This is a genomic window from Lachnoanaerobaculum sanguinis (assembly GCF_033242365.1).
Classification (GTDB): Bacteria; Bacillota; Clostridia; order Lachnospirales; family Lachnospiraceae; genus Lachnoanaerobaculum; species Lachnoanaerobaculum sanguinis.
Genome location: NZ_BTHK01000003.1, coordinates 59,525 through 83,804 on the forward strand (window position 1 = coordinate 59,525; position 24,280 = coordinate 83,804).

Annotated in this window: 30 protein-coding genes and 2 pseudogenes; 8 read left to right on the forward strand and 24 right to left on the reverse strand. The window is 36.4% G+C overall.

The annotated features are described in order from the left end of the window. Positions 1-55: 55 nt before the first annotated feature. Positions 56-310: pseudogene (locus SBH76_RS02620) on the reverse strand (ORF6N domain-containing protein); the annotation flags it as partial. A gap of 22 nt (positions 311-332) precedes the next feature. Beyond that, on the reverse strand, positions 333-548 hold the full coding sequence (locus SBH76_RS02625) for a hypothetical protein (protein WP_317976688.1): 216 nt from the start codon (positions 546-548) through the stop codon (positions 333-335). 188 nt (positions 549-736) lie between these two features. On the opposite strand from SBH76_RS02625, the gene SBH76_RS02630 reads away from it, so the two are divergent. After that, positions 737-1,306 (forward strand): nitroreductase family protein, encoded by a 570-nt coding sequence (locus SBH76_RS02630; protein ID WP_317976689.1) that lies wholly within the window; start codon positions 737-739, stop codon positions 1,304-1,306. A 77-nt stretch (positions 1,307-1,383) separates the two neighbouring features. Here SBH76_RS02630 and SBH76_RS02635 read toward each other — a convergent pair whose 3' ends face one another. From SBH76_RS02635 to SBH76_RS02660, 6 genes are all read right to left on the reverse strand, one after another. Beyond that, the gene (locus SBH76_RS02635; protein ID WP_315084866.1) at positions 1,384-1,626 is read right to left on the reverse strand and encodes a type II toxin-antitoxin system Phd/YefM family antitoxin; all 243 of its coding nucleotides are present in this window, start codon (positions 1,624-1,626) and stop codon (positions 1,384-1,386) included. A 97-nt stretch (positions 1,627-1,723) separates the two neighbouring features. Then, positions 1,724-2,815, reverse strand: coding sequence for an ABC transporter substrate-binding protein (locus SBH76_RS02640; protein ID WP_317976690.1), 1,092 nt, complete (start codon positions 2,813-2,815; stop codon positions 1,724-1,726). A gap of 23 nt (positions 2,816-2,838) precedes the next feature. After that, complete coding sequence (locus SBH76_RS02645) at positions 2,839-3,627, reverse strand: ABC transporter permease (RefSeq protein ID WP_317976691.1); 789 nt, start codon at positions 3,625-3,627, stop codon at positions 2,839-2,841. After that, positions 3,624-4,445, reverse strand: a complete 822-nt coding sequence (locus SBH76_RS02650) for an ABC transporter permease (protein ID WP_007593541.1) — start codon at positions 4,443-4,445, stop codon at positions 3,624-3,626. The genes SBH76_RS02645 and SBH76_RS02650 overlap by 4 nt, the downstream gene beginning before the upstream one ends. After that, positions 4,438-5,514, reverse strand: coding sequence for an ABC transporter ATP-binding protein (locus SBH76_RS02655; protein WP_007593544.1), 1,077 nt, complete (start codon positions 5,512-5,514; stop codon positions 4,438-4,440). Before SBH76_RS02655 ends, SBH76_RS02650 begins: the two co-directional genes overlap by 8 nt. A 14-nt stretch (positions 5,515-5,528) precedes the next feature. After that, entirely contained in the window at positions 5,529-6,062 is a 534-nt protein-coding gene (locus SBH76_RS02660; protein ID WP_007593546.1) for a helix-turn-helix domain-containing protein, read from the reverse strand. A 313-nt stretch (positions 6,063-6,375) separates the two neighbouring features. Between SBH76_RS02660 and SBH76_RS02665 the strand changes: the two genes are divergently transcribed. From SBH76_RS02665 to SBH76_RS02680, 4 genes are all read left to right on the forward strand, one after another. After that, complete coding sequence (locus SBH76_RS02665) at positions 6,376-6,627, forward strand: hypothetical protein (protein ID WP_317976692.1); 252 nt, start codon at positions 6,376-6,378, stop codon at positions 6,625-6,627. 220 nt (positions 6,628-6,847) lie between these two features. Next, complete coding sequence (locus tag SBH76_RS02670; protein WP_317976693.1) at positions 6,848-7,282, forward strand: hypothetical protein; 435 nt, start codon at positions 6,848-6,850, stop codon at positions 7,280-7,282. 57 nt (positions 7,283-7,339) lie between these two features. Beyond that, positions 7,340-7,756 (forward strand): hypothetical protein, encoded by a 417-nt coding sequence (locus SBH76_RS02675; RefSeq protein WP_317976694.1) that lies wholly within the window; start codon positions 7,340-7,342, stop codon positions 7,754-7,756. A gap of 30 nt (positions 7,757-7,786) precedes the next feature. Then, positions 7,787-8,206: a hypothetical protein gene (locus SBH76_RS02680; RefSeq protein ID WP_317976695.1), complete on the forward strand. Its 420-nt coding sequence runs from the start codon at positions 7,787-7,789 to the stop codon at positions 8,204-8,206. Positions 8,207-8,279: 73 nt separating this feature from the next. On the opposite strand, the gene SBH76_RS02685 is transcribed toward SBH76_RS02680, so the two are convergent. Beyond that, a complete protein-coding gene (locus tag SBH76_RS02685) occupies positions 8,280-9,188 on the reverse strand; it encodes an alpha/beta hydrolase (protein WP_317976696.1) in 909 nt (302 codons plus the stop codon). Between the two features lie 210 nt (positions 9,189-9,398). Here SBH76_RS02685 and SBH76_RS02690 point away from each other — a divergent pair, with 210 nt between their 5' ends. The 3 genes from SBH76_RS02690 (at position 9,399) to SBH76_RS02700 (ending at position 10,266) form a co-directional block, all read left to right on the forward strand. Then, positions 9,399-9,668 carry a type II toxin-antitoxin system RelB/DinJ family antitoxin gene (locus SBH76_RS02690; RefSeq protein ID WP_288916060.1) on the forward strand — a complete coding sequence of 90 codons (270 nt, stop codon included), beginning with the start codon at positions 9,399-9,401 and terminating at the stop codon, positions 9,666-9,668. After that, complete coding sequence (locus SBH76_RS02695; RefSeq protein WP_317976697.1) at positions 9,665-9,940, forward strand: type II toxin-antitoxin system YafQ family toxin; 276 nt, start codon at positions 9,665-9,667, stop codon at positions 9,938-9,940. Before SBH76_RS02690 ends, SBH76_RS02695 begins: the two co-directional genes overlap by 4 nt. A 77-nt stretch (positions 9,941-10,017) precedes the next feature. Then, positions 10,018-10,266: a hypothetical protein gene (locus SBH76_RS02700; RefSeq protein WP_317976698.1), complete on the forward strand. Its 249-nt coding sequence runs from the start codon at positions 10,018-10,020 to the stop codon at positions 10,264-10,266. Between the two features lie 8 nt (positions 10,267-10,274). On the opposite strand, the gene SBH76_RS02705 is transcribed toward SBH76_RS02700, so the two are convergent. The 15 genes and pseudogenes from SBH76_RS02705 to SBH76_RS02775 all read right to left on the reverse strand — a co-directional run bounded on the left by SBH76_RS02705 (position 10,275) and on the right by SBH76_RS02775 (position 24,173). Beyond that, entirely contained in the window at positions 10,275-11,603 is a 1,329-nt protein-coding gene (locus SBH76_RS02705; RefSeq protein WP_317976699.1) for an alpha-amylase family glycosyl hydrolase, read from the reverse strand. Positions 11,604-11,679: 76 nt separating this feature from the next. Further along, complete coding sequence (gene aroC / locus SBH76_RS02710) at positions 11,680-12,786, reverse strand: chorismate synthase (protein WP_317976700.1); 1,107 nt, start codon at positions 12,784-12,786, stop codon at positions 11,680-11,682. Next, positions 12,786-13,844, reverse strand: a complete 1,059-nt coding sequence (locus SBH76_RS02715; RefSeq protein WP_315084879.1) for a lactonase family protein — start codon at positions 13,842-13,844, stop codon at positions 12,786-12,788. Before SBH76_RS02715 ends, aroC begins: the two co-directional genes overlap by 1 nt. 113 nt (positions 13,845-13,957) lie before the next feature. Next, positions 13,958-14,893: a homoserine O-acetyltransferase MetA gene (gene metA, locus SBH76_RS02720; protein WP_317976701.1), complete on the reverse strand. Its 936-nt coding sequence runs from the start codon at positions 14,891-14,893 to the stop codon at positions 13,958-13,960. Positions 14,894-14,937: 44 nt separating this feature from the next. Continuing rightward, positions 14,938-16,890, reverse strand: coding sequence for an NAD-dependent DNA ligase LigA (gene ligA, locus SBH76_RS02725; protein WP_317976702.1), 1,953 nt, complete (start codon positions 16,888-16,890; stop codon positions 14,938-14,940). Further along, complete coding sequence (locus SBH76_RS02730) at positions 16,883-17,611, reverse strand: pseudouridine synthase (RefSeq protein ID WP_317976703.1); 729 nt, start codon at positions 17,609-17,611, stop codon at positions 16,883-16,885. The genes ligA and SBH76_RS02730 overlap by 8 nt, the downstream gene beginning before the upstream one ends. After that, a complete protein-coding gene (gene lgt / locus SBH76_RS02735) occupies positions 17,598-18,455 on the reverse strand; it encodes a prolipoprotein diacylglyceryl transferase (RefSeq protein ID WP_317976704.1) in 858 nt (285 codons plus the stop codon). The genes SBH76_RS02730 and lgt overlap by 14 nt, the downstream gene beginning before the upstream one ends. A 521-nt stretch (positions 18,456-18,976) precedes the next feature. Then, positions 18,977-19,114, reverse strand: a complete 138-nt coding sequence (locus SBH76_RS13890; RefSeq protein WP_331619371.1) for a hypothetical protein — start codon at positions 19,112-19,114, stop codon at positions 18,977-18,979. A 144-nt stretch (positions 19,115-19,258) separates the two neighbouring features. Further along, on the reverse strand, positions 19,259-20,311 hold the full coding sequence (locus SBH76_RS02745) for an exonuclease/endonuclease/phosphatase family protein (RefSeq protein WP_315036689.1): 1,053 nt from the start codon (positions 20,309-20,311) through the stop codon (positions 19,259-19,261). 302 nt (positions 20,312-20,613) lie between these two features. Beyond that, positions 20,614-20,799: pseudogene (locus SBH76_RS13895) on the reverse strand (conjugal transfer protein TraE); the annotation flags it as partial. 31 nt (positions 20,800-20,830) lie between these two features. Further along, a complete protein-coding gene (locus SBH76_RS02755; protein WP_315036688.1) occupies positions 20,831-21,220 on the reverse strand; it encodes a PrgI family protein in 390 nt (129 codons plus the stop codon). A gap of 3 nt (positions 21,221-21,223) precedes the next feature. Continuing rightward, complete coding sequence (locus tag SBH76_RS02760; RefSeq protein ID WP_315036687.1) at positions 21,224-21,487, reverse strand: hypothetical protein; 264 nt, start codon at positions 21,485-21,487, stop codon at positions 21,224-21,226. A gap of 17 nt (positions 21,488-21,504) precedes the next feature. After that, complete coding sequence (locus tag SBH76_RS02765; protein WP_317976705.1) at positions 21,505-22,368, reverse strand: VirB6/TrbL-like conjugal transfer protein, CD1112 family; 864 nt, start codon at positions 22,366-22,368, stop codon at positions 21,505-21,507. Between the two features lie 11 nt (positions 22,369-22,379). Beyond that, positions 22,380-22,541 (reverse strand): Maff2 family mobile element protein, encoded by a 162-nt coding sequence (locus SBH76_RS13900; protein ID WP_082749901.1) that lies wholly within the window; start codon positions 22,539-22,541, stop codon positions 22,380-22,382. A gap of 21 nt (positions 22,542-22,562) precedes the next feature. Beyond that, positions 22,563-24,173: a recombinase family protein gene (locus tag SBH76_RS02775; RefSeq protein WP_002569232.1), complete on the reverse strand. Its 1,611-nt coding sequence runs from the start codon at positions 24,171-24,173 to the stop codon at positions 22,563-22,565. Between the last annotated feature and the right edge of the window lie 107 nt (positions 24,174-24,280).

Below are 24,280 nucleotides of genomic sequence, written 5' to 3' on the forward strand. Positions count from 1 at the left end.
CTAATTAAATTACATGTTTTCTAATATAAGCTTTATATGTTCAGATAAATGAACTTGTCAATTTTACGCATGTTAGCTTGTTATACATTTCTTGATTTTCTACAATGTAGTCTTTTATTTGTTTAAAAGTACGAACTAAAGCTCTACTTTGCCTTAATGCAAGGTCACACTTTAATACAGTAATAAGCATATAAATCCCCTGTTCAGTAAAGGCATAAGGATTGTACTTAATATTACTCCATCGTCCGGTGCCTCTGTTCAAGGTGAAATTTTTGCACCTTGAAAGTTCCTCAACTTCCTGAGTTGTCAGTTAAAACATAAAATCTTCGCCTTCATTTATTATCCTTATTTTCATAATAATTTATAGCGGCAATTATTGCAGATACGCCGAACCATATTCCAAAAACATAAACCGCACTTTTTCCCAGCCTATAAAGGTTTAATCCCTTATATATCCACATATCCATAGGAATAACAATTACAACAAAAGAAATGATATAGATAAGTGTATTTATAAGAAACCTTCTATGCCTTTTTATAAACTCCATACTTCCCTCCTTTATTCCATGCAAACAACATATATGGTAACAACTATATTGTATCACAAACCGAAAATAAAAACCCGGTTTTATATATTAAAAGTATCTTACTTTAAAATAATTAAAAAATAGACTATAATAATCAGACATTCCATATTGCATACATGTTTATTATATAGGAATAGATTGGAGATTTTATGAAACTTATAGATAATTTAAAACAAAGAAGGACTTACTATAATCTAAACAAAAAACTTCCGGTATCAAATGCTGAAGTCAAAAAGGTCATTGAAGAGATCACCAAACTGATACCTGATGCCTTTAATATGAAGAGTGCTCGTGTACTTGTAGTTATGGATAAGAAACAGGATGAGCTTTGGGATAGAATATTTGATACCTTTGATGGCAAGGTCCCTCGTGAAAAAATCGACGGATTTAAGGCTGCAGCAGGTACAATACTTTATTTTTATGATGAAGAAGTTGTGAGAGCACTGCAAAAAAAGTTCCCGACATATGCAGATAACTTTCCGGTTTGGGCTAATCAAGCAAACGGAATGCTGCAAATAAATATATGGACAGGTCTTAGAGAGCTTGGAATCGGTGCAAACTTACAGCACTATAATCCTGTAATTGACAACCTTGTGCAAGAAATGTTTGAAGTTCCTAAGTCATGGAAGTTAATCGCACAAATGCCTTTTGGAGGAATTGTTGCAGAACCTGATCCTAAGGAAAAAGAAAATATCGCTGATAGGGTAAGATTTGTTTAAAACCAAATAAAACTTTACATTTATAAAACATCCCACAGACTACACTAAGTCTGTGGGAGTATTTTCTATTATTTTAACTATTTATCCTTCAATTTTTCCATTACTTCTTTTCCATCATTTATTTTCTCATTTGCAAAATCCACAATACCTTCATTGATAAAATCAGCCTCTGCAATTTTAGCAATCTTAGACTCGTAGTATTCCATGTTCATAACTACAAGCTTTCCGTAACCGTTTTTAGTCACAAATACCGGGCCGTTTTGACATTTCTTCTCAATCTGCACAGTATCTTTCAAATCCCTCATAGGCACAATCTGCATAATATCACCTCCGAATTATGCCTAAATTATATACCAAATTTGGTCATAAGTAAACACAATAAAAAACGCCATGGACTAAGTCCACGGCAGTACTTTTCTAGTTTCCTTTCACTTCTTTCCAAAGGTCATTGTAAAGGCTGTCGCCCTCATCTCCGAGATATTTAAATACTTCGCTGTTCTTTAACATATCATCTGTCGGGAAGAGCGCCGTATTGTCCTGCAAATCCTTATCAAGTAAATCATATGCAGCCTTGTTAGGTGTAGGGTATGTAATATATTCAAAGTTTTTCTTTGCAATCTCAGGTCTGTTTAAGAAGTCTATCCACTTCTCCGCATTTTCCTTATTCTTTGCATTCTTCGGAATTACCCATGAATCAATCCATACATTTGTACCCTCTTTAGGTATCACATACTTAAGTTCAAAGTCTCCGCCGGCCTTTGCAACCTCATTTTGAACATAGAGCATCTCACCTGAATAGATAACTCCTATAGCAGCCTCACCGCCGATCATCTTATCTCTAACCTGATCCACAACATAAGCCTGAACAAGAGGCTTTTGCTCTATAAGTTTATCCTTTACCTTTTCAAGTTCCGACTTGTCGGTAGTGTTCATAGAATATCCGAGCAGCTTCTCACCCACCATAAAAGCGTCTCTTACAGAGTCCTGCATAAGGATGTTTCCCTGATACTTGGGATTCCAAAGGTCTCCCCAGCTTGTTATATCGTCCTTTACCATGGAAGTGTTATAAAGTATACCCACAGTTCCCCATGTATACGGTACCGAGTACTTGTTCTCAGGGTCGAAAGCCTTTGACATCTCCATATATTTAGGGTCGATATTCTTTACATTCGGAACATTGTTAAAGTCAATCTCTGCAAGCATATCATTTTGTATCATCTTCTCAATCATATAATCTGAAGGGCATACTACATCATATACCACACCGCCTGCCTCAAGTACCGGATACATCTCCTCATTGGTCTCAAACATATCATAAACAACCTTGATACCGGTTTCTTTTTCAAACTCCTCTACAACACTCTCGTCAATATACTCACCCCAGTTGTATACATAAAGCTCGCCTGCACTGCCTGCCTTGGCACCTGCATCGCTTTTTCCGCACCCTGATAATACAGCCACAGAAAGCAGGCTCATCAATGTCATTATACTTACAAATTTCTTTTTCACGTTTATTTCCTCTTATCTTCTATTTATTTTTTCTTTATTTTATTCTGTGCAATATTTGATACTATCAGCAGTATCAAAACGGTAGCAAAAATGATTGTAGAAAGGGCGTACAGACTCGGCTTTATACCTCTTCTAACCTCTGAATATACCAGAGTTGATATAGTGTTTATACCTGCACCCTTTGTAAAATGTGTTATTATAAAATCATCCAGTGACATGGTAAAGGCAAGTAAAAATCCCGATATTACTCCCGGTAATATATCCGGAAATACCACCTTAAAAAATGCCGTAACAGGTGTAGCACCAAGATCCAGCGCCGCCTCATATGTAACTCTCTCAGTCTGCTTAAGCTTCGGCATTACAGACAGTATTACATACGGAATATTAAATGTTATATGACTTATAAGAATAGTCTTAAATCCAAGGCTTATTCCGAAAGCTATAAATCCAAGCATCAAAGAGATACCTGTTACAATATCCGCATTCAACATAGGAATATTGTTGACAGCCATTACCACAGTTTTAGGTACCTTTCTCATATTGTTGATACCTAATGCCGCTACAGTTCCTATAATGGTTGCAATAAGTGCCGATAAAAATGCAATAACCAATGTGTTTCTGAAGGCAGACATTATTGTGGCGCTTTTAAAAAGCTCTCCATACCAGTCAAAAGTAAATCCACCCCATCTGTTCCTTGACTTTGAAGCATTAAAACTCAGTATCATAAGAGTTGCTATCGGGGCATATAAAAAAATCAATATAAATACCAGGTAAAAATCCCCCAGTACTTTTCTTATCTTTGAATATATCAAACGCTCATGCCCTCCCCGTCTTTATCATACTTGGCAATAAATGCCATACTGATAAGTATAAAGATCATCATTACCAGTGAGAGTCCGGAACCGAGATTCCAATTGCTTCCCTTTGTAAATTCCTGCTCTATTACATTTCCTATCAAAAGCACCTTGCTTCCGCCAAGGATATTACTGATAACAAATGTTGTCAGTGCCGGCACAAATACCATTGTTATGCCGCTGACAATACCCGGAATGCTCAGAGGAATTATTACCTTTGTAAGTGTCTGCATTGTATTTGCACCAAGATCTCTTGCGGCATTTATTGTATTGTCATCTATCTTTTCAAGTACATTGTATATAGGAAGTACCATAAAAGGCAGATAGTTGTAAACCATACCGAGTATAATAGCTGCCGGTGTATTGATGATATTTAAACTCGGCAGATGCAAGAAGTTTAAAATCGTATTTATTATTCCGTTTTTCTCCAAAAGTGAAAGCCATGCTAGAGTTCTAAGCAGGAAGTTCATCCACATAGGTAAAATAAATATAAATACTATAAGACTTCCCTTATTAAGCTTTTTGCTTTTCAAAGTAAGTGCCAGCGGAAATGCCATTACAAGGCAAATAGCCGTACTTACAATTGATAATATTATGGACAGTACAAGTGCCTTAAAATGGTCCTTTGCAAATATTGAAAGCACATTTGCCGCTGTAAAGCTTCCGCTCCTATCAGTCAATCCATATATAAAAATCAGTGAAAGAGGTATTATTGTAAAACCTATCATCCAAAGAATATATGGGAATGCAAGTACTTTTCTTAAATCCTTATTCATTTACACCCACAGCCTCCTCATCCTCAGACTCAGGCTTGTTCATTATCTGTATATCAAAAGGATCCACACTGATGCCGACTTCCTTGCCTACCGGGAACATATCTGTAGAATGTACCAGCCACTCATATCCGTTCGGAGTAGTAACTTCCATCTCATAATGCACTCCCTTAAATATCAAATGAGTAACTCTTCCTACCAAAGTTCCCTTTTCAGGTTCTACAAGGTCAATATCCTCAGGTCTTATTACAACGTCAACAGGCTTATTTGTTCCAAATCCCACGTCCACACAGGCAAATTTTGCTCCGAATATATCTACAAGCTTATCCTGTACCATAGTTCCGCCGATTATATTTGATTCACCTATAAAGTCCGCTACAAAGGCATTTTCAGGCTCGTTATATATCTGCTCAGGAGTACCCATCTGCTGTATATATCCCTGATTCATAACCACAATAGTATCGGACATTGTAAGTGCCTCTTCCTGATCATGTGTAACATAGACGAAAGTAATACCCAGCTCATTTTTAAGTCTGATAAGTTCATATTGCATATCCTGACGAAGTTTTAAATCAAGTGCCCCAAGCGGCTCATCAAGTAAGAGTACCTTCGGCTCATTTACTATAGCTCTTGCAATTGCAATTCTTTGCTGCTGTCCGCCTGAGAGTAAATTTATATTTCTGTTTTCATATCCGGAGAGATTTACCAGCTTAAGCGCATATTTTATCTTATCATCAATATATGCCTTTGATTTATTCTTTATCTTCAAACCGAAGGCTATATTTTCCGCAATGTTCATATGAGGAAATAATGCATACTTTTGAAATACCGTATTTAAATTTCTTTTATTCGGCGGCAGATTTGATATATCCTTGCCGTCAAAAATTACTCTTCCGGTATCCGCCTGTGCAAATCCACCTATTATTCTAAGGGTGGTCGTCTTACCGCAACCAGAAGGACCGAGTAAAGTTACAAATGAGTTTTCTTTAATTGATAAATTTAAATCATCCAAAACAATCTCTCCGTCAAAACTCTTTGAGATATGCTCCAAATCAATAAGGGATGTCGACATACTTCCTCCAATTTTTAAAAATTAGGCGGTGTGCTGACCCAAATAAGTCTTGCACCTCGCTTTGAGCTGATATAATGCTTTTTATCAGATGTAAAATAAAAAGCCTCTCCTTTTTTTGCCAAATACACATCATTTCCCCTATGTATCTCCACAGTTCCGGAAAGAATATATCCGAACTCCTCTCCGTCATGTGGATTGTCAGGATATGTCATACCTCCCGGTTCAATAGTCTGAAGTATAGGTTCCATCATATTTTTTTGTGCATTCGGTATTATCCATTCGATGGTATTATTAAGTTCTTTATCCTCTTTAATAAAGTAGTCTTCTTCGGTAAAAACCACCTGCGTTTCGGTTTCTTCATCAAAGAAGTCCTTTATTTCCACTCCAAGGCATTGCAAAATATCAAGAAGAGTTGCTATAGACGGTGAAGTCAGATCATTCTCCAGCTGCGAAATAAATCCTTTGGACAATTCCGCTCTATCAGCAAGCTCTTCTTGTGTAAGTCCCGCAAGCACTCTGAGTCTTTTTAGTTTTGAACCAATCTCCATAAAAAGCCTTTCTTTGTGTTGCACACTATTTCTAAGTAAAAAGTTTAGTGTTATTAAACAAAGAATATTATACATTATCTTAAGCAACTGTCAAGCACTTTATTTTTATTCATTATTTTATTTTTTACTAACTTCCTAAATAAATTTTATAGCACTATGCATAAATAAATCTGTAAAGTTATATTAAACCGAAAAATAAACTTTTATCATTTTCTTTATGTTTTTTAAATTGTACTTTGATACTTGCTATGATATATTGAAGTCAGTAATGCATAATTTATTTTATATCATTGTAAAGGGGGATTTATATTATATGAATAAAACTGATAATTTTAACCTTAATTTAAGCCTGTCTGTAAAAGTTGTTATACTGATATTATTGATTATATGCATACTTAACGGAAGTAAAATCTCCGATTTTATTTATTCCTTAAATACCGAAGGTTTTAGTGAATTTGAGGGAATGAGAACATATATATCGATACAAATCATCCTAAGTATTTTATCAATCCTTGATGCATTGTTGATAGCTGTGGATTATTACAAACTTTCAAAAACTTCATAGATTATGTATTTATAAATATAGCAGGTGTAGATAGACTGTATGGGGTGATATTTTTTGGAATGGAACTAATAATGTACAATCTATTAAAGCTTCTATGACATAGATTTTGGATTAATACAGGAGAACTTTATGGATCAATACATTTGTAATTATCGTACTATCAGAGATATATCTACTACAGATAGCAGTTTTTTGCCGTCGGTTTATAACTTTTATAAAAATGATATCATTATACCAAAAAAAATCACAGGATGATATAATTTTACTGCTTGGCAAAGAATATGGACTGAATAAAGTATTATATAGTGAACTTGACAGGATGACAGCAGACTCAGCTATCTCATTGATTAATTATAACAAACCTGAAAATACCCGGAATATTCATACTCATGATATTTGGCAACTTCCACAAAATTTAGCGACTTCCCGCTTTTATAAGGATTTTTATGAGAGATTTGTAAAAATAGGAGATTCTCCTAAGATTATATTAGTTTATATACCGGATAAAGATTATTTTATGTCTAATTCATCCTTTTTTGAAATTGCAATTTATGTTTATAGAGGAATAAACGAAGATGACTTTAATAAAAAAGGGCCGGAGTATAAACATTATCTCAACAGTATGTTTTTATTAAGTGAAGCTCTAAAAAACTAAAATCAGTCTTGATCCTATAGTTTTATAATAGACAATTTTATAGAGGAGATTAAACCATTGCTAAAGTACTATAGTTTTGAGCTTGATGACTGGCAAGATAATGGGTGGCTACTTGAAGTATTGAAGCTGTTTTTAGATAAAGAAAGAGAAGTGGAAATAAATTGCTGGAATGATGAAATTGATGCTATAAATCTGGCAATTGATTTGGGCTTTAGAGTAATAGAGATAAAACAATTCTTAATCAGACTTATTGGGACTACAGATATGCTCGATTTAAATAAAATTATGAGTCTAAAAAGTTTTGTTCAAACTACAGAAGAAGATGTAGAAGAAAATTTGTTGCCGTTTTTCTCCCTATTTATTAAAGATGAAATATTCATTGAACACTATGCCAGAGAAAATTATGTTTATAAAAAAGAAAAGTTTGATTTGACTGTAGATATCTTGAATCGTCATAATGTAGAATTTCACTAATTTGGTATCGTAAGAAAGATATGTGTATATATGAATAATGATTTATCAAATAGTACCGCTAAAAAAACAGTTAATTTCTTGCTAATTGATGACCTGCAAGATAAAAATTTACCTGTTGAGGTATTGAAACTATTTTTATATGAAGAAAAGGAAATAGAACTTGATTGCTTAAATAATGAAATTGACACTATAAATCTGGCATTTGATTTGGGCTTTAGGCTAATAGAGATAAAACCATCTTTGATTAGATTAAAAGGGACTACAAGTATGCTTGATTTGAGAAAAATCATGAACATTAAAGAAGATAGTTTGTTTCCATTTTTCTTTGTAAATATAGACGACAGCATTATAGCCGACCAATATTTTAAAGAATTATTGATTTACAAAAAAGATAAATTTGATTTGATTACAGATATACTAAAGCGTAATAATGTAAATTTCCATTACTAGAGGAGTTTATATCCTGACAAGTCACAGTGCCAATGCCTTTTGCTTGTCAGGATATTTTTAATCTCAAAAATCTTTATTTAAAGTCTATATTATTTAAAAAATCACCGATTATACCCCTGTACTCCGCCTCTCCAAGTACTTCTCTTGACTGTGCATGTGCCGCATTCGGTACCAAATGAAGCTCTGAATACCCTGCTGTAGCTGCCTTATTTACCTGCGAATTCTCAGGCAAAATAAAGGTATCCGCCTCACCGTGTATAAAGCATACAGGTACTTCATTTCCGACAAGAGCATCCTTTGGCGAAGTCTTTTTAAGATCATAGCCATATCTTAATTTCATTGCTAAATTTACACTTGGAAGTACTGCGCCCACCTTTGCCACATCATAGGCTGCATGAAGCAAATCATACAAGTTTGAAAATCCGCAATCTGCCACAACAAAATCTACCTTCGGCTTTTTTGCAAGTACCATCAAAGAAGTGGCTGCACCCATAGACTCTCCGTGAAGCCCAAGCTTAATATTGCCATATCTGTTATAGCTGTCTTCGATAAGCTTTTCAAGATCTTCCGACTCAAACTGTCCGAGGCTTAAGGCTGTTTTTGCATTCTCACCATGATCCCTTAAATCATAAATAATACAGTTAAATCCAAGGTCCATATATGTATCCACATATTTTACAGCACCATATCTGTTTGACTTAAAACCGTGGCTTATAATCACATATTTATCGGTCTCTACAGGATTTTTTACAAGAGTCACATGGAGCTCATAGTCTTTATATCCCTTTACTGTATATTCTTCCTTTTCATAGGAATCATAATTTCCCCAAAGTCCATGTTCCTTTTCCCAAGATATCTCTTTATCAAGTGTGGATACCTCAGGTGCGGCTATTTGAGATGCAAGCCCCAGAATAAATCTGCAATACCATCCGATTGCAACCAGTACAATTACTATTGCAATCGCAATTATTATTTTCTTCATCTAATTTATATCACCTTTCTATAAATACAAAGCTAAAAATCAATCGCTAACAGTATAAACATTTCAATTGTATCTATCAAGTTTTTTATTCTGTTTTCAATATAAAATATATACTTATAAATATGGCTTATAATAAACTGTTTATTATTATTACAATGTATTGACATTGCACGAATTTTAAACTATATTTTAGATATTGGAGGTAGATGTATGACTACAAATCTAAATATAAGAACAGATAAAAATATAAAGGATCAGGCTGAAGAAATTTTCAACCAACTTGGTCTCAATATGACAACAGCTATAAATATGTTTTTGAGAACAGCAGTCAGAGAAAACGGCATACCGTTTGAGCTGAAGCTTGACACACCTAACAATAATACAAAGGCTGCTATTGAAGAAGGACGCAAGCTCTTTAATGACGATTCTGTCAAAGGATATAAAAGCATTAAAGAACTAAGAGATGCTTTGGATGTATGAAGTACACTATAAAATTTACTACTCAGTTTAAAAGAGATTTGAAACTTGCAAAAAAGCAAAATAAGAATATCGATAAACTGTTTGAGATAATTGAGATTTTAGCAGACGGAAATCAATTGCCGGCAAAGTATAGAGATCACGAGCTTACAGGTAATTATAAAGATACCAGAGAATGTCATATAGAACCGGATTGGTTACTTATATATGAAATTCGTGAAGAGATACTTGTACTGATGTTAAATAGGGTGGGAAGTCATTCTGAATTGTTCTAATGACAGATATCTTTGCTGTAATAGAGTAGATTAACATTTTTCAGTAGTGGACTGTGAATACATTTGAACAATTATTTATGAATAGAAACGATGATAACAGCATAACCTATATAGCTTACAAGGGTGCAATACTGCTTGTACTGTTAATATTGATATTTAATGCGGATAACATTGCACCACGTATATTCCTTTATTATTATGCAGATAACAACTACAGTTATTTCGAATTTATGCAGGCATATATTACAACACAGATAATACTTTCTCTTTTGTCTGTTTTGGATATAGGTTTGATAGTAGTTGATTATCTTAAATTAAAGAAATAGGATAGGTTTTACCCTATCCATACCTGTCCGGAATTTCCGGGGATATTCACATGCATATTCCCGTCGAAATTCCTTTTTTCTCCCGAAAAGATTTCTGTAAATTCACCGTTAATATTTAAATGAATATCTGCATTATTGTCATCATTATTTACTATGGCAACAAGTCTTTTATCTCCATATTCTCTTAAAAATGCATACTGTCTGTTTGTAAGCAAAAGCTCTCTATAGCCTGCCTCTCCAACCCATGGATTTGAAATTCTCATATTTCCCAAAGCTGCAATCAATTTGGTATTTTCATTTGATTCTAAGGCAGTCTTATAATCCTCAAAATTTAACTCAGGTCTAAGTATTTCATCCGCATAAGGTTTCTTCTCACCCTCAATAGCAAACTCAGAACCATAGTATATGGACGGCTTTCCCGGCAATGTATATAAAAGCACATGTACAGGTGCAAAATGATTCTTATTATTTAGCTTTGTATAAATTCTTGCCACATCATGATTGTCAACAAAGTTATAAAAAGCATTGGCGATATGCATTCCCATATCTGTACAACGCTTTACGGTATGTGCTATCTCAAAGTAGTTGTGATCATTGTGTCCTGAATAAAGAGCCTTGTGCAACCAATAATTGGTTACCGACTGAAGCATATTTTCATTTACCCATCTGGTGTAATCTCCGTGAATCACTTCACCCATAAGCCAAAAATCCTGCTTGCAAGAATCCGTCACAGACCTCAGCTCACTCATAAAGTTAAAGTCAAGTACATCTGCAGCATCAAGTCTTATACCGTCTATATTAAATTCACTTATCCAAAATCTTACCACATCCAGCATATACTCTCTTACTGCCGGATTTTGATGATTAAGATTTACAAGAGTACCGTGCCCGTCCCAGCTGTCATAATATAATCCGTCATTATAATCATTATTCCAATCAAAATGCAGGTTTTTAAACCAGTCCTTGTATGCACTGTTTTCTCTTTTCTCTTTTACATCCTTAAATGCAAAGAATTCTCTGCCTACATGATTGAATACACCGTCCACTATAACTTTTATATCATTTTCATGACAGGTATTTATAAAGGCCTTTAAGTCCTCATTGTCTCCAAGTCTTGAATCAAGCTTTTTATAGTCTACAGTCTCATAACCATGTCCTACAGACTCAAATAGCGGCCCGATATATATCGCATTGCAACCAAGCTTTTTTATATGACCTATCCAAGGTATAAGCTTATTTAATCTGTGCTCGCTTATTTCAAATGAATTTGTTCTCGGTGCTCCTGTCATTCCGATAGGATAGATATGATAAAACACCGCACTGTCATACCACTTCATAGTATCTCCTTAAAAACAAGGCTTTTAAATCCACAAATCCATCGTGAATTAAAAGCCCCTATACTCATATTTATATTTAATTTTTGTAAACCTTCAAAACATTATCCATTTTGGATTTCATATTCTCAAGTACCATATCAAACAAGGTAATTGCAACCATGCTCTCTACCACCACTACAGCTCTTGGAACTATAACTGGGTCATGTCTGCCCTTTATCTCAAGTTCCACCTCTTCATTTATCGCATTCACAGTTTCCTGCTCTCTTGTAATAGATGGTGTGGGCTTTACTGCCGCATTGATAATTATAGGAGAACCGTCACTGATTCCTCCAAGTATACCGCCTGACATATTTGTCTTTTTTCTGATATGAAGTCCGGTATCATCCTCATCTACAAAGAAAGGATCATTATTTTGTGAGCCCTTCATAGTACTTACATGAAAGCCTGCACCGAACTCCACTCCCTTTATAGCACCTATACTCATAACAGCTGCAGAAAGTCTTGCATCAAGCTTATCAAATACAGGTTCTCCAAGTCCCGGCATTACACCTGTAGCTATACATCCTATGATACCGCCCAAAGAATCTTTCTCTTCCTTGGCTCTTTTTATAAGCTCTATTGCCTGACCGGCAGCTTCATTATCCGGCATATATACATCATTTTCACTGCACTCTTCAAGATTAAACTTTTCGGCATATACATTTCCGATGCTTTGAGTAAATGCCTGTACCTTGATACCCAGCATTTCAAGTGCCTTTATGGCTATGGCACCTCCTATTACTCTGCCTATTGTTTCTCTGCCCGAGCTTCTTCCTCCACCACGGTAATCTCTGAAACCGTACTTTGAATCAAATGAAAAGTCTGCATGTCCCGGTCTGTAAGTAATAGCCAGTTCATCGTAGTCCTGTGACCTTTGAGACTGATTTTCAAGCATCACCATAATAGGTGTACCTGTTGTTTTACCGCCAAACACTCCGGAATAAATACGACATTTGTCGTTTTCATTTCTGGATGTGGTAACAGTACTCTGTCCCGGTTTTCTTCTGTCCAGAAACTTTTGGATATCCTCTTCACTTAATTCTATACCTGCCGGCACACCGTCCACTATAGCACCCAAAGCTACTCCATGTGACTCTCCAAAAGTTGTAACTACAAAGCTTTTTCCAAAACTTGAACCTGCCATTATACCTCCACTATGACACAGCAATTAGGCTGATTAACTCTTATTATATTTGAGCACATCACAATCAGACCTGTTGAATAATCTATCTTAAAGAATGTAATACTTCCGCTCTCATGATTTATGGATGCAATATGATGATTATCAGGGAAAATTGCCACATCCTTCGGATACTCACCGCTTATTGGAAGACACATCTTCTCTTTTAAAAGTCCTGTCTCGGCATCTCTCTCATACAGACATACCGAATTGTCACCTGCATTTGTTGTAAACAGGAATTTCTCATCGGCATTAAGTGTCAATGTGGTTGCGGCTGTAAGTTCCGACAGCTTATTGCTTCCTGTTGTAGGAACTGTTTGAATCTTCTCAATCTGAGGCATCCTGCAACCCGGCTTAGCTTCATAAGTAAATACATCCACCACATTTTTCATCTCATACATCAGGTATAGAAACTTTCCGTCCCTTGAAAATTCAAAAAATCTCGGTGCGGAATTTATATCGCATGGAATCATATCAACAAGGGAGAGTCTCTCATCTTTATTGTCAAAATGATATATTTTCACCTGATCTATTCCAAGGTCGGCAGCCATAACAAAATGTCCGTCAGGAGTTGTTCTTGTACAGCTTACATGAGGTCTGAAATTTCTCTCCGCTATGGAACCGAGTCCTTTGTGATAAACTTCATCCACTATCTTTCCCACACTTCCGTCCTTATGGAGCTTTAAAACTGTGATTTTTCCGTCATGATATCCGGATACAAATATAAATTTATCATTTACATCTGTTGAAAGATGACAACCTCTCATTCCGTTTATCTTTACAGAGTTTAATCTTTCAAGACCTCCGTCAGGCAAAATTCTGAATGAAACGATTCCTTCATCAGCAATTGAATACAATGTCTTCTGGTCTCTTGATTTGATGACATAGGAAGAGTTGTCTACATCCACTTCATCTTTTTTGACAAAACAGCCCTTCTTTGTATCCACATCATATATTGTAATTCCCTTTGCTTTTCCTGTATATGAATAAGATCCCACATAGGCAACATATTTTCCGCTCATAAACATACTCCTTTAAATTATATAGCTCAATTCTATCATAAAATCCATATTTTTTGAACTTATTTACTCAAAATAATCTTGTATTCAAAAAATATTTTGACACCTTTCGGGATTTAAATTACCCAATCAAAATTGTTGGAAAGCTCATACGGTGTGTTCTGATATACGTAGAAATTCAGCCAGTTTCCGTATAGTGTATTGGAAAAATTTCTCCAGCTTAATACAGGTCTTGAAAAAGGATCGTTGTCACTGAAATAGTTCTTCGGCAATGAAGGATTCAAACCCTTGGCCACATCTCTGTGATACTCATTACCGAGAGTCATTCTGTCATACTCGGGATGTCCCTGTATAAAAACTTGAGATCCGCTGCCATACTCATTAAGCACAAGGAGTACTCCGGCTTCGTCAGACTTGGCCAAAACCTGAAGCTCAGGATGTTTTAATACATCTTCCAATTTAACTTCCGTATTTCTTGAATGTGGGCAGTTTACAAAATCATCCATGCTTCTGACCAAAGGAACTTTTTTCTTTAAAATCTCATGCACGAACACTCCTGCCAGCTTTTCTTTTCTCTCATATTTTGGTATTCCGAAATGATAATAAAGCCCGGCCTGTGCCGCCCAGCAAATATGCAGAGTGGATGTTACATGAGTCTTTGACCATTCCATTATTTCACAAAGCTCACTCCAATAATTCACCTTATCGTAATCCATAAGTTCCACAGGCGCACCGGTAATTATCATACCGTCATATTTATCATTCTTTATATCTTCAAAAAATGTATAAAACTTATTCAGATGACTTTGACTTGTATTCTTTGAATGATGACTTTTCATCATCAAAAATGAACAGTCCACCTGCAACGGAGTATTTGATAACGCTCTGAGAATCTGTGTCTCGGTATCCTCCTTTATAGGCATCAGATTAAGTATCAATATCTGCAATGGACGAATATCTTGGGCTATAGCCCTCTCCTCATCCATTACAAATATATTCTCAGATTCAAGTATTGCTTTTGCAGGTAGTCCTTTTTGTATTTTTATCGGCATATTACCTCTTTTCCGGTAGACAAAGCTGTCTACAAATAAACATATTATCCTTCTAAAAGTTTTAAGAAATCCTCTTCCGAGATTATCTCAACTCCCAGTTCTTTAGCCTTTTTATTTTTAGAAGAATTTGATGCGGTATCATTATTTATCAGGAAGTTTGTCTTGCTTGATACACTTCCGGATACCTTTCCTCCATTCTTTTCTATTAACTCTTTCAACTCATTTCTGTTTGTAAAATGTTCAAGTGAGCCTGTGATTACAAAAACTTTTCCGTCAAATGAATCACTTCCGGCAGACTCTTCCGCTTCAAATATTAGAATCTCTCTAAGGCTCTTTACATTTTCTATATTCTTAGAATCCTTAAAGAACTCAACTATGGAATTTGCCAACACTTCACCGATTCCCTCTATTTCAAGCAGCTCATCTTTTCCTGCAGTAATGATTTTGTCGATATCATTGTCGAAATACTTTGCAATCATCTTGGCATTGGCACTTCCTATTCCGTTGATTCCCAGTGAATATAAAAATCTTGCCACATTTGTATGTTTTGCCTCTTCAAGTGCCGCCATAAGCTTCTCATAACTTCTCTTTCCGAAGCCCTCCATATTTACAATCTCATCTTTATATCTGTCAAGCTTAAATATATCACTGTCGTTTTTTATAAAGCCCTTTGAAAGGAATTTCTCCAATGTGGACTCTGAAAGCCCGTCAATATTTAATGCATCTCTGGATGCCATAAGAGCATACTGCTTTATATGCTTTATCTGACAGTCCGGATTTGTACATAAAAGTACCTTGGACTCATTGTCCTGCTTTATAGTTGCATGGCTTCCACACGCAGGGCAGGTATCGGGAACTTTTTCAGTATTTGATTTTGTAAGATTCTCATATACCTGTGGAATTATCATATTGGCCTTATATACGGAAATTTCATCACCGACTCCAAGCATCAAATCTTCAAATATACTTACATTGTGAAGGCTGGCTCTTGAAACTGTAGTTCCCTCAAGTTCTACAGGCTCAAATACAGCCACCGGATTTATAAGTCCTGTTCTTGACGGACTCCACTCAATATATTTAAGTCTTGTTACCTGTCTTTCATCACTCCATTTAAATGCCATAGCATTTCTCGGGAATTTTGAAGTACTTCCAAGTCTCTCTCCAAGTGCGATATCATCAAGTAAAAGTACCAATCCGTCTGAAGGAATATCATTGCTCTCTATCTTTGACTCAAACTCGGCTATATCATCTGCAATGCTTTTGCTGTCTGTGAATTTATATTCCACTACATCAAAGCCTTCATTTTTTACCCATTCAAACTGCTTTGCCTTTGAGTTTTCAAAGTCTATGCCGTCGGCTTTTACCACATTGAAAATATTACAATATACCATCCTTGACTTTGTAACGGCAGGATTAAGCTGTCTTACAGAACCCGAGCAAAGATTTCTCGGATTCTTATACTTGGCAGCTGCATCCTCTATGGCATCATTTATTCTCTTAAAGTCGGAATATTTTATAATCGCCTCACCTCTAAGTATCAACTCACCCTTAAACTCTATCTTTAGAGGTATATTTTGGAAATTTTTGGCATTATTTGTAATGACCTCTCCTATAGTTCCGTTACCTCTTGTAACGGCCTCCGCCAGTTCACCGTCTCTGTAGGTCAATACTATAGTAAGTCCGTCCATCTTCCATGAGAGTAATGCTTTATTATCACCCAGCCATTCTCTAAGATCTTCCACACTTTTAGTCTTATCCAGTGAAAGCATAGGGCTTTCATGGGCTTTCTTTGGAAGTTCACCTGCTATTTCATAGCCTACATTCTGAGTAGGTGAATTAGATAAAACCACATTCGTTTCTTTTTCCAATTCTAAAAGCTCATCATAGAGTTTGTCATATTCTATATTTGGCATTATCTCAACTGCATCCACATAGTAGCTTTTTGCAGCCTTATTAAGTATTTCAACCAGTTCCTTAATTCTCTTTTTCTTATCCATTTTCCCTTATCCCAAGTTCCTTGTATAATTTCTTTACTTCCTCATCACTTAGGTTTCTGTAATCACCTACTGCAAGTCCGTCAAGCTTTATATTTACTATTCTTACTCTGTTCAGCTTTTGAACTTTCATCCCACAGGCAAGACACATTCGTCTTATCTGTCTGTTTAGACCTTGAGTCAAAACGATACTGAAAGTGTTTTTATTCAGCTTTTTTACCTTACATTTTCTTGTCTTAGTCTTTAACTCATACAGATATATCCCGTTTGCCATTTTATTTATAAAGGCATCATCTATATCCTTATTTACTTTTACTATATATTCTTTTTCGTGATAGTTTGCAGCTCTTAAAAGGGAATTTGTAAGACTACCCTGATTTGTCAAAAGCAACAATCCGCTTGAATCCTTATCAAGTCTTCCTACGGGATATATTCTCTCCTTCATTCCTATATAATCCACTACATTCATTGCACCGTCATTATCCGATGTGGTACATACCAGTCCCTCAGGCTTATTAAATGCTATTATTATAGGCTTTATCTTCTCTACATCCTTGCCCATACCTATATATCTGCCGTCAAAGCTTACAAAGTCCTCATCACCCACTGTAGCTCCAAGTTCTACCACCTGTCCGTTTATCATAACTCTGCCGGCCTCTATAGCTTTGTCCGCTTCTCTTCTGGAGCAGACACCTATACTTGCCAGAAATTTATTTAGTCGCATTCTTTACTCTCTTTCTTCCAACTGTTATACACACTATAGAAACCACAAAACAAAGCCCTGCCAATAATTGTGATACGGCGATATTGGTATTTGGCAAAAGCAGGCTGTCTATTCTAAGACTTTCTATTATCATTCTTCCAAGACCGTATCCTCCAAGATAGATAAAGAATACCTCGCCGTCAAATTTCTTTCTCTTTCTGTACCACAACATAAAAGCAAGTACCATCAAATTCCAGCAGCTCTCATACAGGAAAGTAGGGTGAACCTGGATATACTTTATCCCGTCAATCTCTGTTACATGGTTTAATACATCATCATTTAACATTCCGGCACCGACTATATCAAGCTTATACCTTAGTGCAAAAAGTGAGTCTGTATATCCTCCAAATGCCTCGGCATTAAAAAAATTCCCCCATCTCCCTATCGCCTGTCCTAGTATAAGTCCCAAAACTCCGGTGTCAGCCATTGAAAAAAACGACTGTTTTTTTACTTTGCAGTATACTGTAAGTGTAATTACAGCAGCTATTACGCCACCGTATATGGCAAGTCCTCCACCACGAAGATTTAATATTTGAAGCAGGTCATTTTTATACATATCCCACTCGAATACTACATAGTAGATTCTTGCACCTATTATTGAAAAAACTATCGCATACATGGCAAAATCCAAATATATATCAGGATTTTGTCCTCTTCTTTTTGCATCTGCACAGGCAATATTGATACCTGCAAGCATTCCAAGCCCTATTATTATGCCATAAAAAGCAATACTGAATCCAAATACATCAATATGATTTACCAAATGTTTTATATAAATCCCTAAATGTGGAAAAGCAACGTCCATCATAACCTCCTAAGTGTTTTTATATCTTCATAGTATAGCATATTAGAAGGGATATGACACTGCGAAAATTAGTATAAAATATGTTAAAGAAATTAACACGAAAACTTTGCAAAGAAAAACACCCTATGTTTTTACATAGAGTGAATACTTTTATATAATGTGATTTTAACAGCTATTGTACTTTTTTATCTTTTTTGTTTTTACCATATTTTATTCTTATTATATGAACAAATATCCTGCATACCGCATATGCCCTCCAAAATATTATAAAGGCATCGTCGGATACCAGTTCTTCTATAGTCCATCCTCGTTTTATAAAATACATAAAAACCAACATTTGTACAATTAATATCAAAAATAAGTACAATAACTCTTTTATAATTGTCTTCATAAATTGATTTCCTTCTCTGATATCAAGATTTTTGCAACGCCTTAATACCATTACACGGAAATATTATTTTTAGGAATAAATTGTATCCTAAGTTCCATTCCCATTCCTTCAGCCAATCTTTTCAAAAGACTTACCGTTGGATTCCTTGTGCCGTTCTGGCATCAACAATAGCCCTTATAACATCCATTTCCGGTTGTATATCTTCGTACTCTTTTCTGAAATTTATATCTTTAAGCTGTTCATTCAACATATCATCAAACGTTCTCATTTTCCACTTATCCTTTCTATGTAATCTTTTCTTCTATCTTTTGCAAGTTTTATTTCTTCGTTTAATTATATGGCATATATAACATATCGTCAATATTATAATCTTCTATGCTATTAAGCTTTATATACTTGTACGATATTGCCTCTACCTTTTCATAATCCTTATAACTCTTCTAAAAAAGTCATAGCCCCCATTTATATACTCGCCTATCTCTTCATCTTTTTCTTCAAAATATAGTGAAACCGGGAAATATCCCCATACAGGCCCCATTCCTCCACATATATTTCGGCCTCCATCTCCACCTTTATATGAAAACACTCCATCATCATATACAATCTCTCTGCAATATGGATCATCCGCTATATAAAGTCCAAAGAAGTTTTCTTTCTCCAAGGAATACTCTTCGTCATCATCCATAAACTCTATATGTCTAAGCTTCATAGAAAAATCCATATTATTGCCCCAAGGAAAGATAGTTCTACAGCCCTTACCTGCCAAATACTCCCACTCTCTTTTTGTCGGAAGAAAATAATCATTATCTGTTATATCTTGTAAAAGTTCCTTAAATTTAGATTCTCTATAAACTTTACCATGCCAACTTTCATTTTCTTTATATAGACAAATACTCTTATGAACTGTTATTTCAGATATGCCCTTCTGTTCGGCATTTTCAATCATTGTTTGCCATTCTTTGTTTTCTTTAAGTTCCTCATCCAAAATATCCTTCCAACAGGTTTCACTATAGTCCTTTTGGACTAATAGAGGATGTATTAAAATTGTCTCCTCCTTACTGAAATTGTTATTAAGATAGTCTTCTATTGTTGATATAAATTCATCATCTTCAAGCTTTTCTTTGATCTTCTCTGTAATAGAATCCTGACTGTCATCTTCATCCTCATCTATAAATGAGTATGCGAGATAATATAAATTTTCTTCATTAAAAATTTCAGAAAGCTTTTTACCTTTAAAGTCAATTCCCAGCTTAACACTCTCACCGGGAACAAATATAAATTCTATACCATCTTTTGATCTAAACTCTGCTGTATATGTAGATTTATTAAAAGCTGCAAATTCTTTAAAACAAAGTATTTCCAAATCATAGGTACCGGCAAGATTATTTAATAATTCTTGTTTCTCAGATATGGAAAGAGAATCGTATATGGGATTATATAATTTTTCTGTTGATATTCTGTTCATTGATTGGCTTCTCCTTAACATAAAAAGGCTCTTATAGTTTTTCTATAAATTATTATTTTTTCAAATTATGCCACTCATTTACGACAGCTTCTACATGTGCAATTAATTATTCTTTATTTGGAATATAACGTGATGCAATTGTATTTTTTTTATAAACATAGTTTCTTTTTCATAAAAGCTATATTTATCTAAATCTAATATTGTAAACAGTTCGCAATAATGTGACCACGACAATTTTCTTAACGTTATATTACTTTATACTATTCGATATTTTAGACAAATAAAACCACCTCTATCCCTAAAAACTGATTAAAAATCAAATCTCTGTCCTCATCTAAGGCAAGCTGGTAGTTAATATCCTGAAAGGAAACAGTCTTACTAAAATGCCTTTCATCAAGCTGGCAAATGCCATTTTTTAGAAGTCTGATATAGGGCAATGTATCTTCTACGGTATAACGCTTTGGCTCTTTCTTAAGAACCAACTTTAAAAATCCTTTGCTCTCCTTAGAAACTGTCAGCTTACTGTAGTCTTTCTCCTGTAGCCTTCTTTTTAATACCCTTTTGTTTTTCTTTAACATGATTGTTTGCAATCTTCTTTTGTTCTGCAAGGTAAACCTCCTTTCTCACTCTTTTCCCCGGTTGATAAAACTTATGAAGATATATGAGCTTAAAATACTGTTCGAAAACCAAGCCATCTTTTTCAAAAAGCGTAATAAAAAATACTGGAAGGGTAGCGGTAATCAAAAACAGGACGGCAATATCATTTGGCACCAGTTTCCGTACAAAGATATAAGCTGAAAAGCCCAACAATCCTGCAATGGAAAAGCCGATAAGCTGTCTTTTTGTAAGATTAAAGGCAACTTTTGTTTTCACTCTCTTTAAATCCTTTGGAATCGGTACATACGCCATGGCTTAGATCCTCTCTTCTCTTTCCTTGGATAATTCTTCCATATGCTCATATACTGCTCCAATTTCTTCCTGAATTCTTGCAATATCCCCTTCTGTCCTTCTATTCTGTCTTTCCTGCGTTAGCTGGAGATTATTTTGAGAAGCAATCAGACTCTCATTCACCTCCTCTAAATCTTCCAGTCTTTGATTTAGGCTAAGCCATTTGATAGCTGCCCAACTTGCTAAAACCATTGTTCCTACTAAAAATCCTGTTTTTCTTTTGTTCATCTTCTTCCCTCTCTTTCCTAATGTGCATTTAATACACTCTTTGCTAATGTTCCGCTCTTTAACATCATGAGTCCCAATAAAACCGCATAGCAAAGAATCATCATCATGCTTTTGTGCATATCCGTAATTTCTATCGTTTTTACCAATACTGCGTATATTCCAAGGCAAACCATGATAAAGAGTCCTTGTAGTCCCAGGGCAAACAAGCCTTTAATGTAGTTCGTTCCAATCTGTCCCCATTCCTTATTTCCCATAGTGGCAAAGGGAATCGCCGAAACAGAAGCATAAACATAGATTTCAAACATTCTTCCGTAGACAATAACCATAACTAAGATAGAGATTGCCTGCATGGCAACTTTGATTAAGGAGATTTCAAAAAGAATCGTTATAAGCTCTCCTAAGGTTTTTCCCTTTATGGAATCCACCATAGCGATAATTTCATCTCCTGAAACAACAGCAGTTGTATTGATAACTCCCGCTGCCTTATTGACCATGTTTTGAGCCACATCAAAGACTGCCATGGAAAACTCAAAGGAATGAGATACTAACCAAACAGCAATCCACATCTTGATAATGTATTTGAAAAACTCAAAGGTATCGGTATCCTGCATATTATTTTTCTGCATAACCATGTTGATAAGTTCAATACATAGGATTGCTGTTATGATTAGCCCGGCTATCGGAATAATGACGGTATCGTTAATGCTTTTAATGAATTGAAACACATCACTATTCCAGCCCATTGGCGTTTGTCCTACATCTGTTGCCACTGACTCAACCTTATCGTTTAGATCAAGGAACATAGACTCTAAGTTTGCTTGGATACTGCCCAGTAGAAGCTCTCTGAAAAATTCTTCTATCTTGTCTAATATCTCAAACATACTCTCTCCTTTTACTTAATCACATTGGCAAGAAGCGGAATTAGTTTTAATCCGATAAGGGCAATGCCTCCCCCTGCCATAAGCTGCTTAATGCCTTGGGATTTTACTGATGTGCGATAAAGAAGTAATAGAAGTGTAAAAAATTTTGCCGTTCCTATCCGGCACTTGCGCATTGTGTCGGATAGGTCGGGCGGTTATTCGGGCAAGTCCACCTTGCCAACAAAAGAATAATAAATCTCAATGTCCTGTCTGCGGGTCTTGTTCTCGTCATAGCTGCACTCATGCACAACGATTTTCTCTACAAACTCCCGCAGCAGAGTAGGGGTAAGTTCTTCAAAGCTGGTATGCCGCCGGACAACATTCATAAACTTTTCTGCGTTCACGGTGGCTTCCTGTGCTTTGGAAAGCTCCGCTTGAATAGCAGCGGCTCTTTCTTTCAGCTCCCGTTGCTCTGCTTCATAGTCTGCCGACAGCTCTGTGAAACGCTCGTCTGATATGCGCCCGGTCACGCTGTCCTCATACAGCCGCTTGAAGATAGCGGATAACTCGGCTATGCGTTTCTCGGAGGCTTCCAGTTCCTTTTTCTTGGCGGCGTTCCTGCGTTTGCCCCCGTCCTCGTTCTGCTCAATCAAGAGTTTCATAAACCGGGCTTCATGCTTTGCCGCATAGCTGGTCACTTTCCGCAGATTGGAGAGTACACCAGCGGTCAAGAGGTCGGTGCGGATAAAGTGCGCCGTACAGTCATGGGTGCGTTTCTTGTAGTTGCCGCAGATATAACAGTCCTGCTTGCGCTTGTCCGTCTGGTATCGCTGCTGATACATCACGCTGCCGCAGTCCGCACAGAACAGTATGCCGGAGAACAAACCCACTTCATCATAGCGGTTTGGGCGTTTGCGCTGTTTGCGAAGCTCCTGCACCCGTTCCCATGTTTGGGTGTCTATGATAGGCTCGTGGTGGTTCTCGAAAATCACTTGCTTTTCCGGGGGATTTTCTACACTGTGCTTGACTTTGTAAGAAAGTTTTTCTGTCTTGAAATTTACCAGACAGCCTGTGTATTCCCGGTTTTCAAGGATATGCACTACGGTATTGGTCGCCCACTTGCACTCATAGCCGGGGTGGTAGCGGCGGGTGCTGCCCGTCCTGCGGTATTCAAGCGTTCCCGGCGTGGGGATTTGCTGCTCTGTGAGCATACGGGCTATCTTGGTCGGACCATTCCCGGCAAGACAGAGGTTGTATATCTGCTTGACTACGGGTGCAGCTTCCTCGTCAATAATGAAATTTTCATCCTCGTCCATGAGGTAGCCATACACAGGCTTGCTTGTGATGGGCTTGCCATTCATGCCTTTTGAGCGTTTTACTGCTTTGATTTTCTTGCTCGTATCTCTCACCAGCCATTCGTTAAAGATATTCCGCAGCGGGGCAAAGTCATTGTCGCCCTGTGCGCTGTCCACTCCGTCATTGATAGCGATGAAGCGGACACCTTTCTGTGGGAAAATCATTTCCGTGTACATTCCCACTTGCAGGTAGTTTCGCCCTAACCTCGACATATCCTTTACGATAACTGTCCCGACTTTTCCGGCTTCAATGTCCGCAAGCATGGCTTGAAAACCGGGTCTTTGAAAGTTCGCACCAGAATAACCGTCGTCCGTGTACCAGCGCAGATTGGAAAAGCCGTTCTGCTTTGCATAGGTTTCAAGGATACGCTTCTGATTGGAAATGGAATTGCTTTCGCCTTGCAGCTCGTCCTCATGGGATAGTCTTGGGTAAAGGGCGGTAATTGGTTGTTGGTTGGTCTGTCTTAACATAAAATCCTCCGTTTCCGACAGCCAGCCCCACTATTCCGTACCTTGATTGTACCACATGGGGCGGCTGTCTGTATAGCGGCAAAAGCGTCAAATCTGCTTCTTTATGG

Excerpts from the sequence above, each read along its gene's own strand:
- SBH76_RS02650 (WP_007593541.1), bottom strand. The coding sequence starts at position 4,445 with ATGAATAAGGATTTAAGAAAAGTACTTGCATTCCCATATATTCTTTGG.
- lgt (WP_317976704.1), bottom strand. The coding sequence starts at position 18,455 with ATGGACGTTGCTTTTCCACATTTAGGGATTTATATAAAACATTTGGTA.
- SBH76_RS02760 (WP_315036687.1), bottom strand. The coding sequence starts at position 21,487 with ATGAACAAAAGAAAAACAGGATTTTTAGTAGGAACAATGGTTTTAGCA.
- SBH76_RS02630 (WP_317976689.1), top strand. The coding sequence starts at position 737 with ATGAAACTTATAGATAATTTAAAACAAAGAAGGACTTACTATAATCTA.
- SBH76_RS02745 (WP_315036689.1), bottom strand. The coding sequence starts at position 20,311 with ATGAACAGAATATCAACAGAAAAATTATATAATCCCATATACGATTCT.
- SBH76_RS13890 (WP_331619371.1), bottom strand. The coding sequence starts at position 19,114 with ATGAGAACGTTTGATGATATGTTGAATGAACAGCTTAAAGATATAAAT.
- SBH76_RS02775 (WP_002569232.1), bottom strand. The coding sequence starts at position 24,173 with ATGTTAAGACAGACCAACCAACAACCAATTACCGCCCTTTACCCAAGA.
- SBH76_RS02765 (WP_317976705.1), bottom strand. The coding sequence starts at position 22,368 with ATGTTTGAGATATTAGACAAGATAGAAGAATTTTTCAGAGAGCTTCTA.
- SBH76_RS02635 (WP_315084866.1), bottom strand. The coding sequence starts at position 1,626 with ATGCAGATTGTGCCTATGAGGGATTTGAAAGATACTGTGCAGATTGAG.
- SBH76_RS02700 (WP_317976698.1), top strand. The coding sequence starts at position 10,018 with ATGAATAGAAACGATGATAACAGCATAACCTATATAGCTTACAAGGGT.
- ligA (WP_317976702.1), bottom strand. The coding sequence starts at position 16,890 with ATGGATAAGAAAAAGAGAATTAAGGAACTGGTTGAAATACTTAATAAG.
- SBH76_RS02690 (WP_288916060.1), top strand. The coding sequence starts at position 9,399 with ATGACTACAAATCTAAATATAAGAACAGATAAAAATATAAAGGATCAG.
- metA (WP_317976701.1), bottom strand. The coding sequence starts at position 14,893 with ATGCCGATAAAAATACAAAAAGGACTACCTGCAAAAGCAATACTTGAA.
- SBH76_RS02660 (WP_007593546.1), bottom strand. The coding sequence starts at position 6,062 with ATGGAGATTGGTTCAAAACTAAAAAGACTCAGAGTGCTTGCGGGACTT.
- SBH76_RS02685 (WP_317976696.1), bottom strand. The coding sequence starts at position 9,188 with ATGAAGAAAATAATAATTGCGATTGCAATAGTAATTGTACTGGTTGCA.
- SBH76_RS02665 (WP_317976692.1), top strand. The coding sequence starts at position 6,376 with ATGAATAAAACTGATAATTTTAACCTTAATTTAAGCCTGTCTGTAAAA.
- SBH76_RS02680 (WP_317976695.1), top strand. The coding sequence starts at position 7,787 with ATGAATAATGATTTATCAAATAGTACCGCTAAAAAAACAGTTAATTTC.
- aroC (WP_317976700.1), bottom strand. The coding sequence starts at position 12,786 with ATGGCAGGTTCAAGTTTTGGAAAAAGCTTTGTAGTTACAACTTTTGGA.
- SBH76_RS02730 (WP_317976703.1), bottom strand. The coding sequence starts at position 17,611 with ATGCGACTAAATAAATTTCTGGCAAGTATAGGTGTCTGCTCCAGAAGA.
- SBH76_RS02705 (WP_317976699.1), bottom strand. The coding sequence starts at position 11,603 with ATGAAGTGGTATGACAGTGCGGTGTTTTATCATATCTATCCTATCGGA.
- SBH76_RS02695 (WP_317976697.1), top strand. The coding sequence starts at position 9,665 with ATGAAGTACACTATAAAATTTACTACTCAGTTTAAAAGAGATTTGAAA.
- SBH76_RS02670 (WP_317976693.1), top strand. The coding sequence starts at position 6,848 with ATGATATCATTATACCAAAAAAAATCACAGGATGATATAATTTTACTG.
- SBH76_RS02655 (WP_007593544.1), bottom strand. The coding sequence starts at position 5,514 with ATGTCGACATCCCTTATTGATTTGGAGCATATCTCAAAGAGTTTTGAC.
- SBH76_RS13900 (WP_082749901.1), bottom strand. The coding sequence starts at position 22,541 with ATGCGCAAGTGCCGGATAGGAACGGCAAAATTTTTTACACTTCTATTA.
- SBH76_RS02715 (WP_315084879.1), bottom strand. The coding sequence starts at position 13,844 with ATGAGCGGAAAATATGTTGCCTATGTGGGATCTTATTCATATACAGGA.
- SBH76_RS02625 (WP_317976688.1), bottom strand. The coding sequence starts at position 548 with ATGGAGTTTATAAAAAGGCATAGAAGGTTTCTTATAAATACACTTATC.
- SBH76_RS02755 (WP_315036688.1), bottom strand. The coding sequence starts at position 21,220 with ATGGCGTATGTACCGATTCCAAAGGATTTAAAGAGAGTGAAAACAAAA.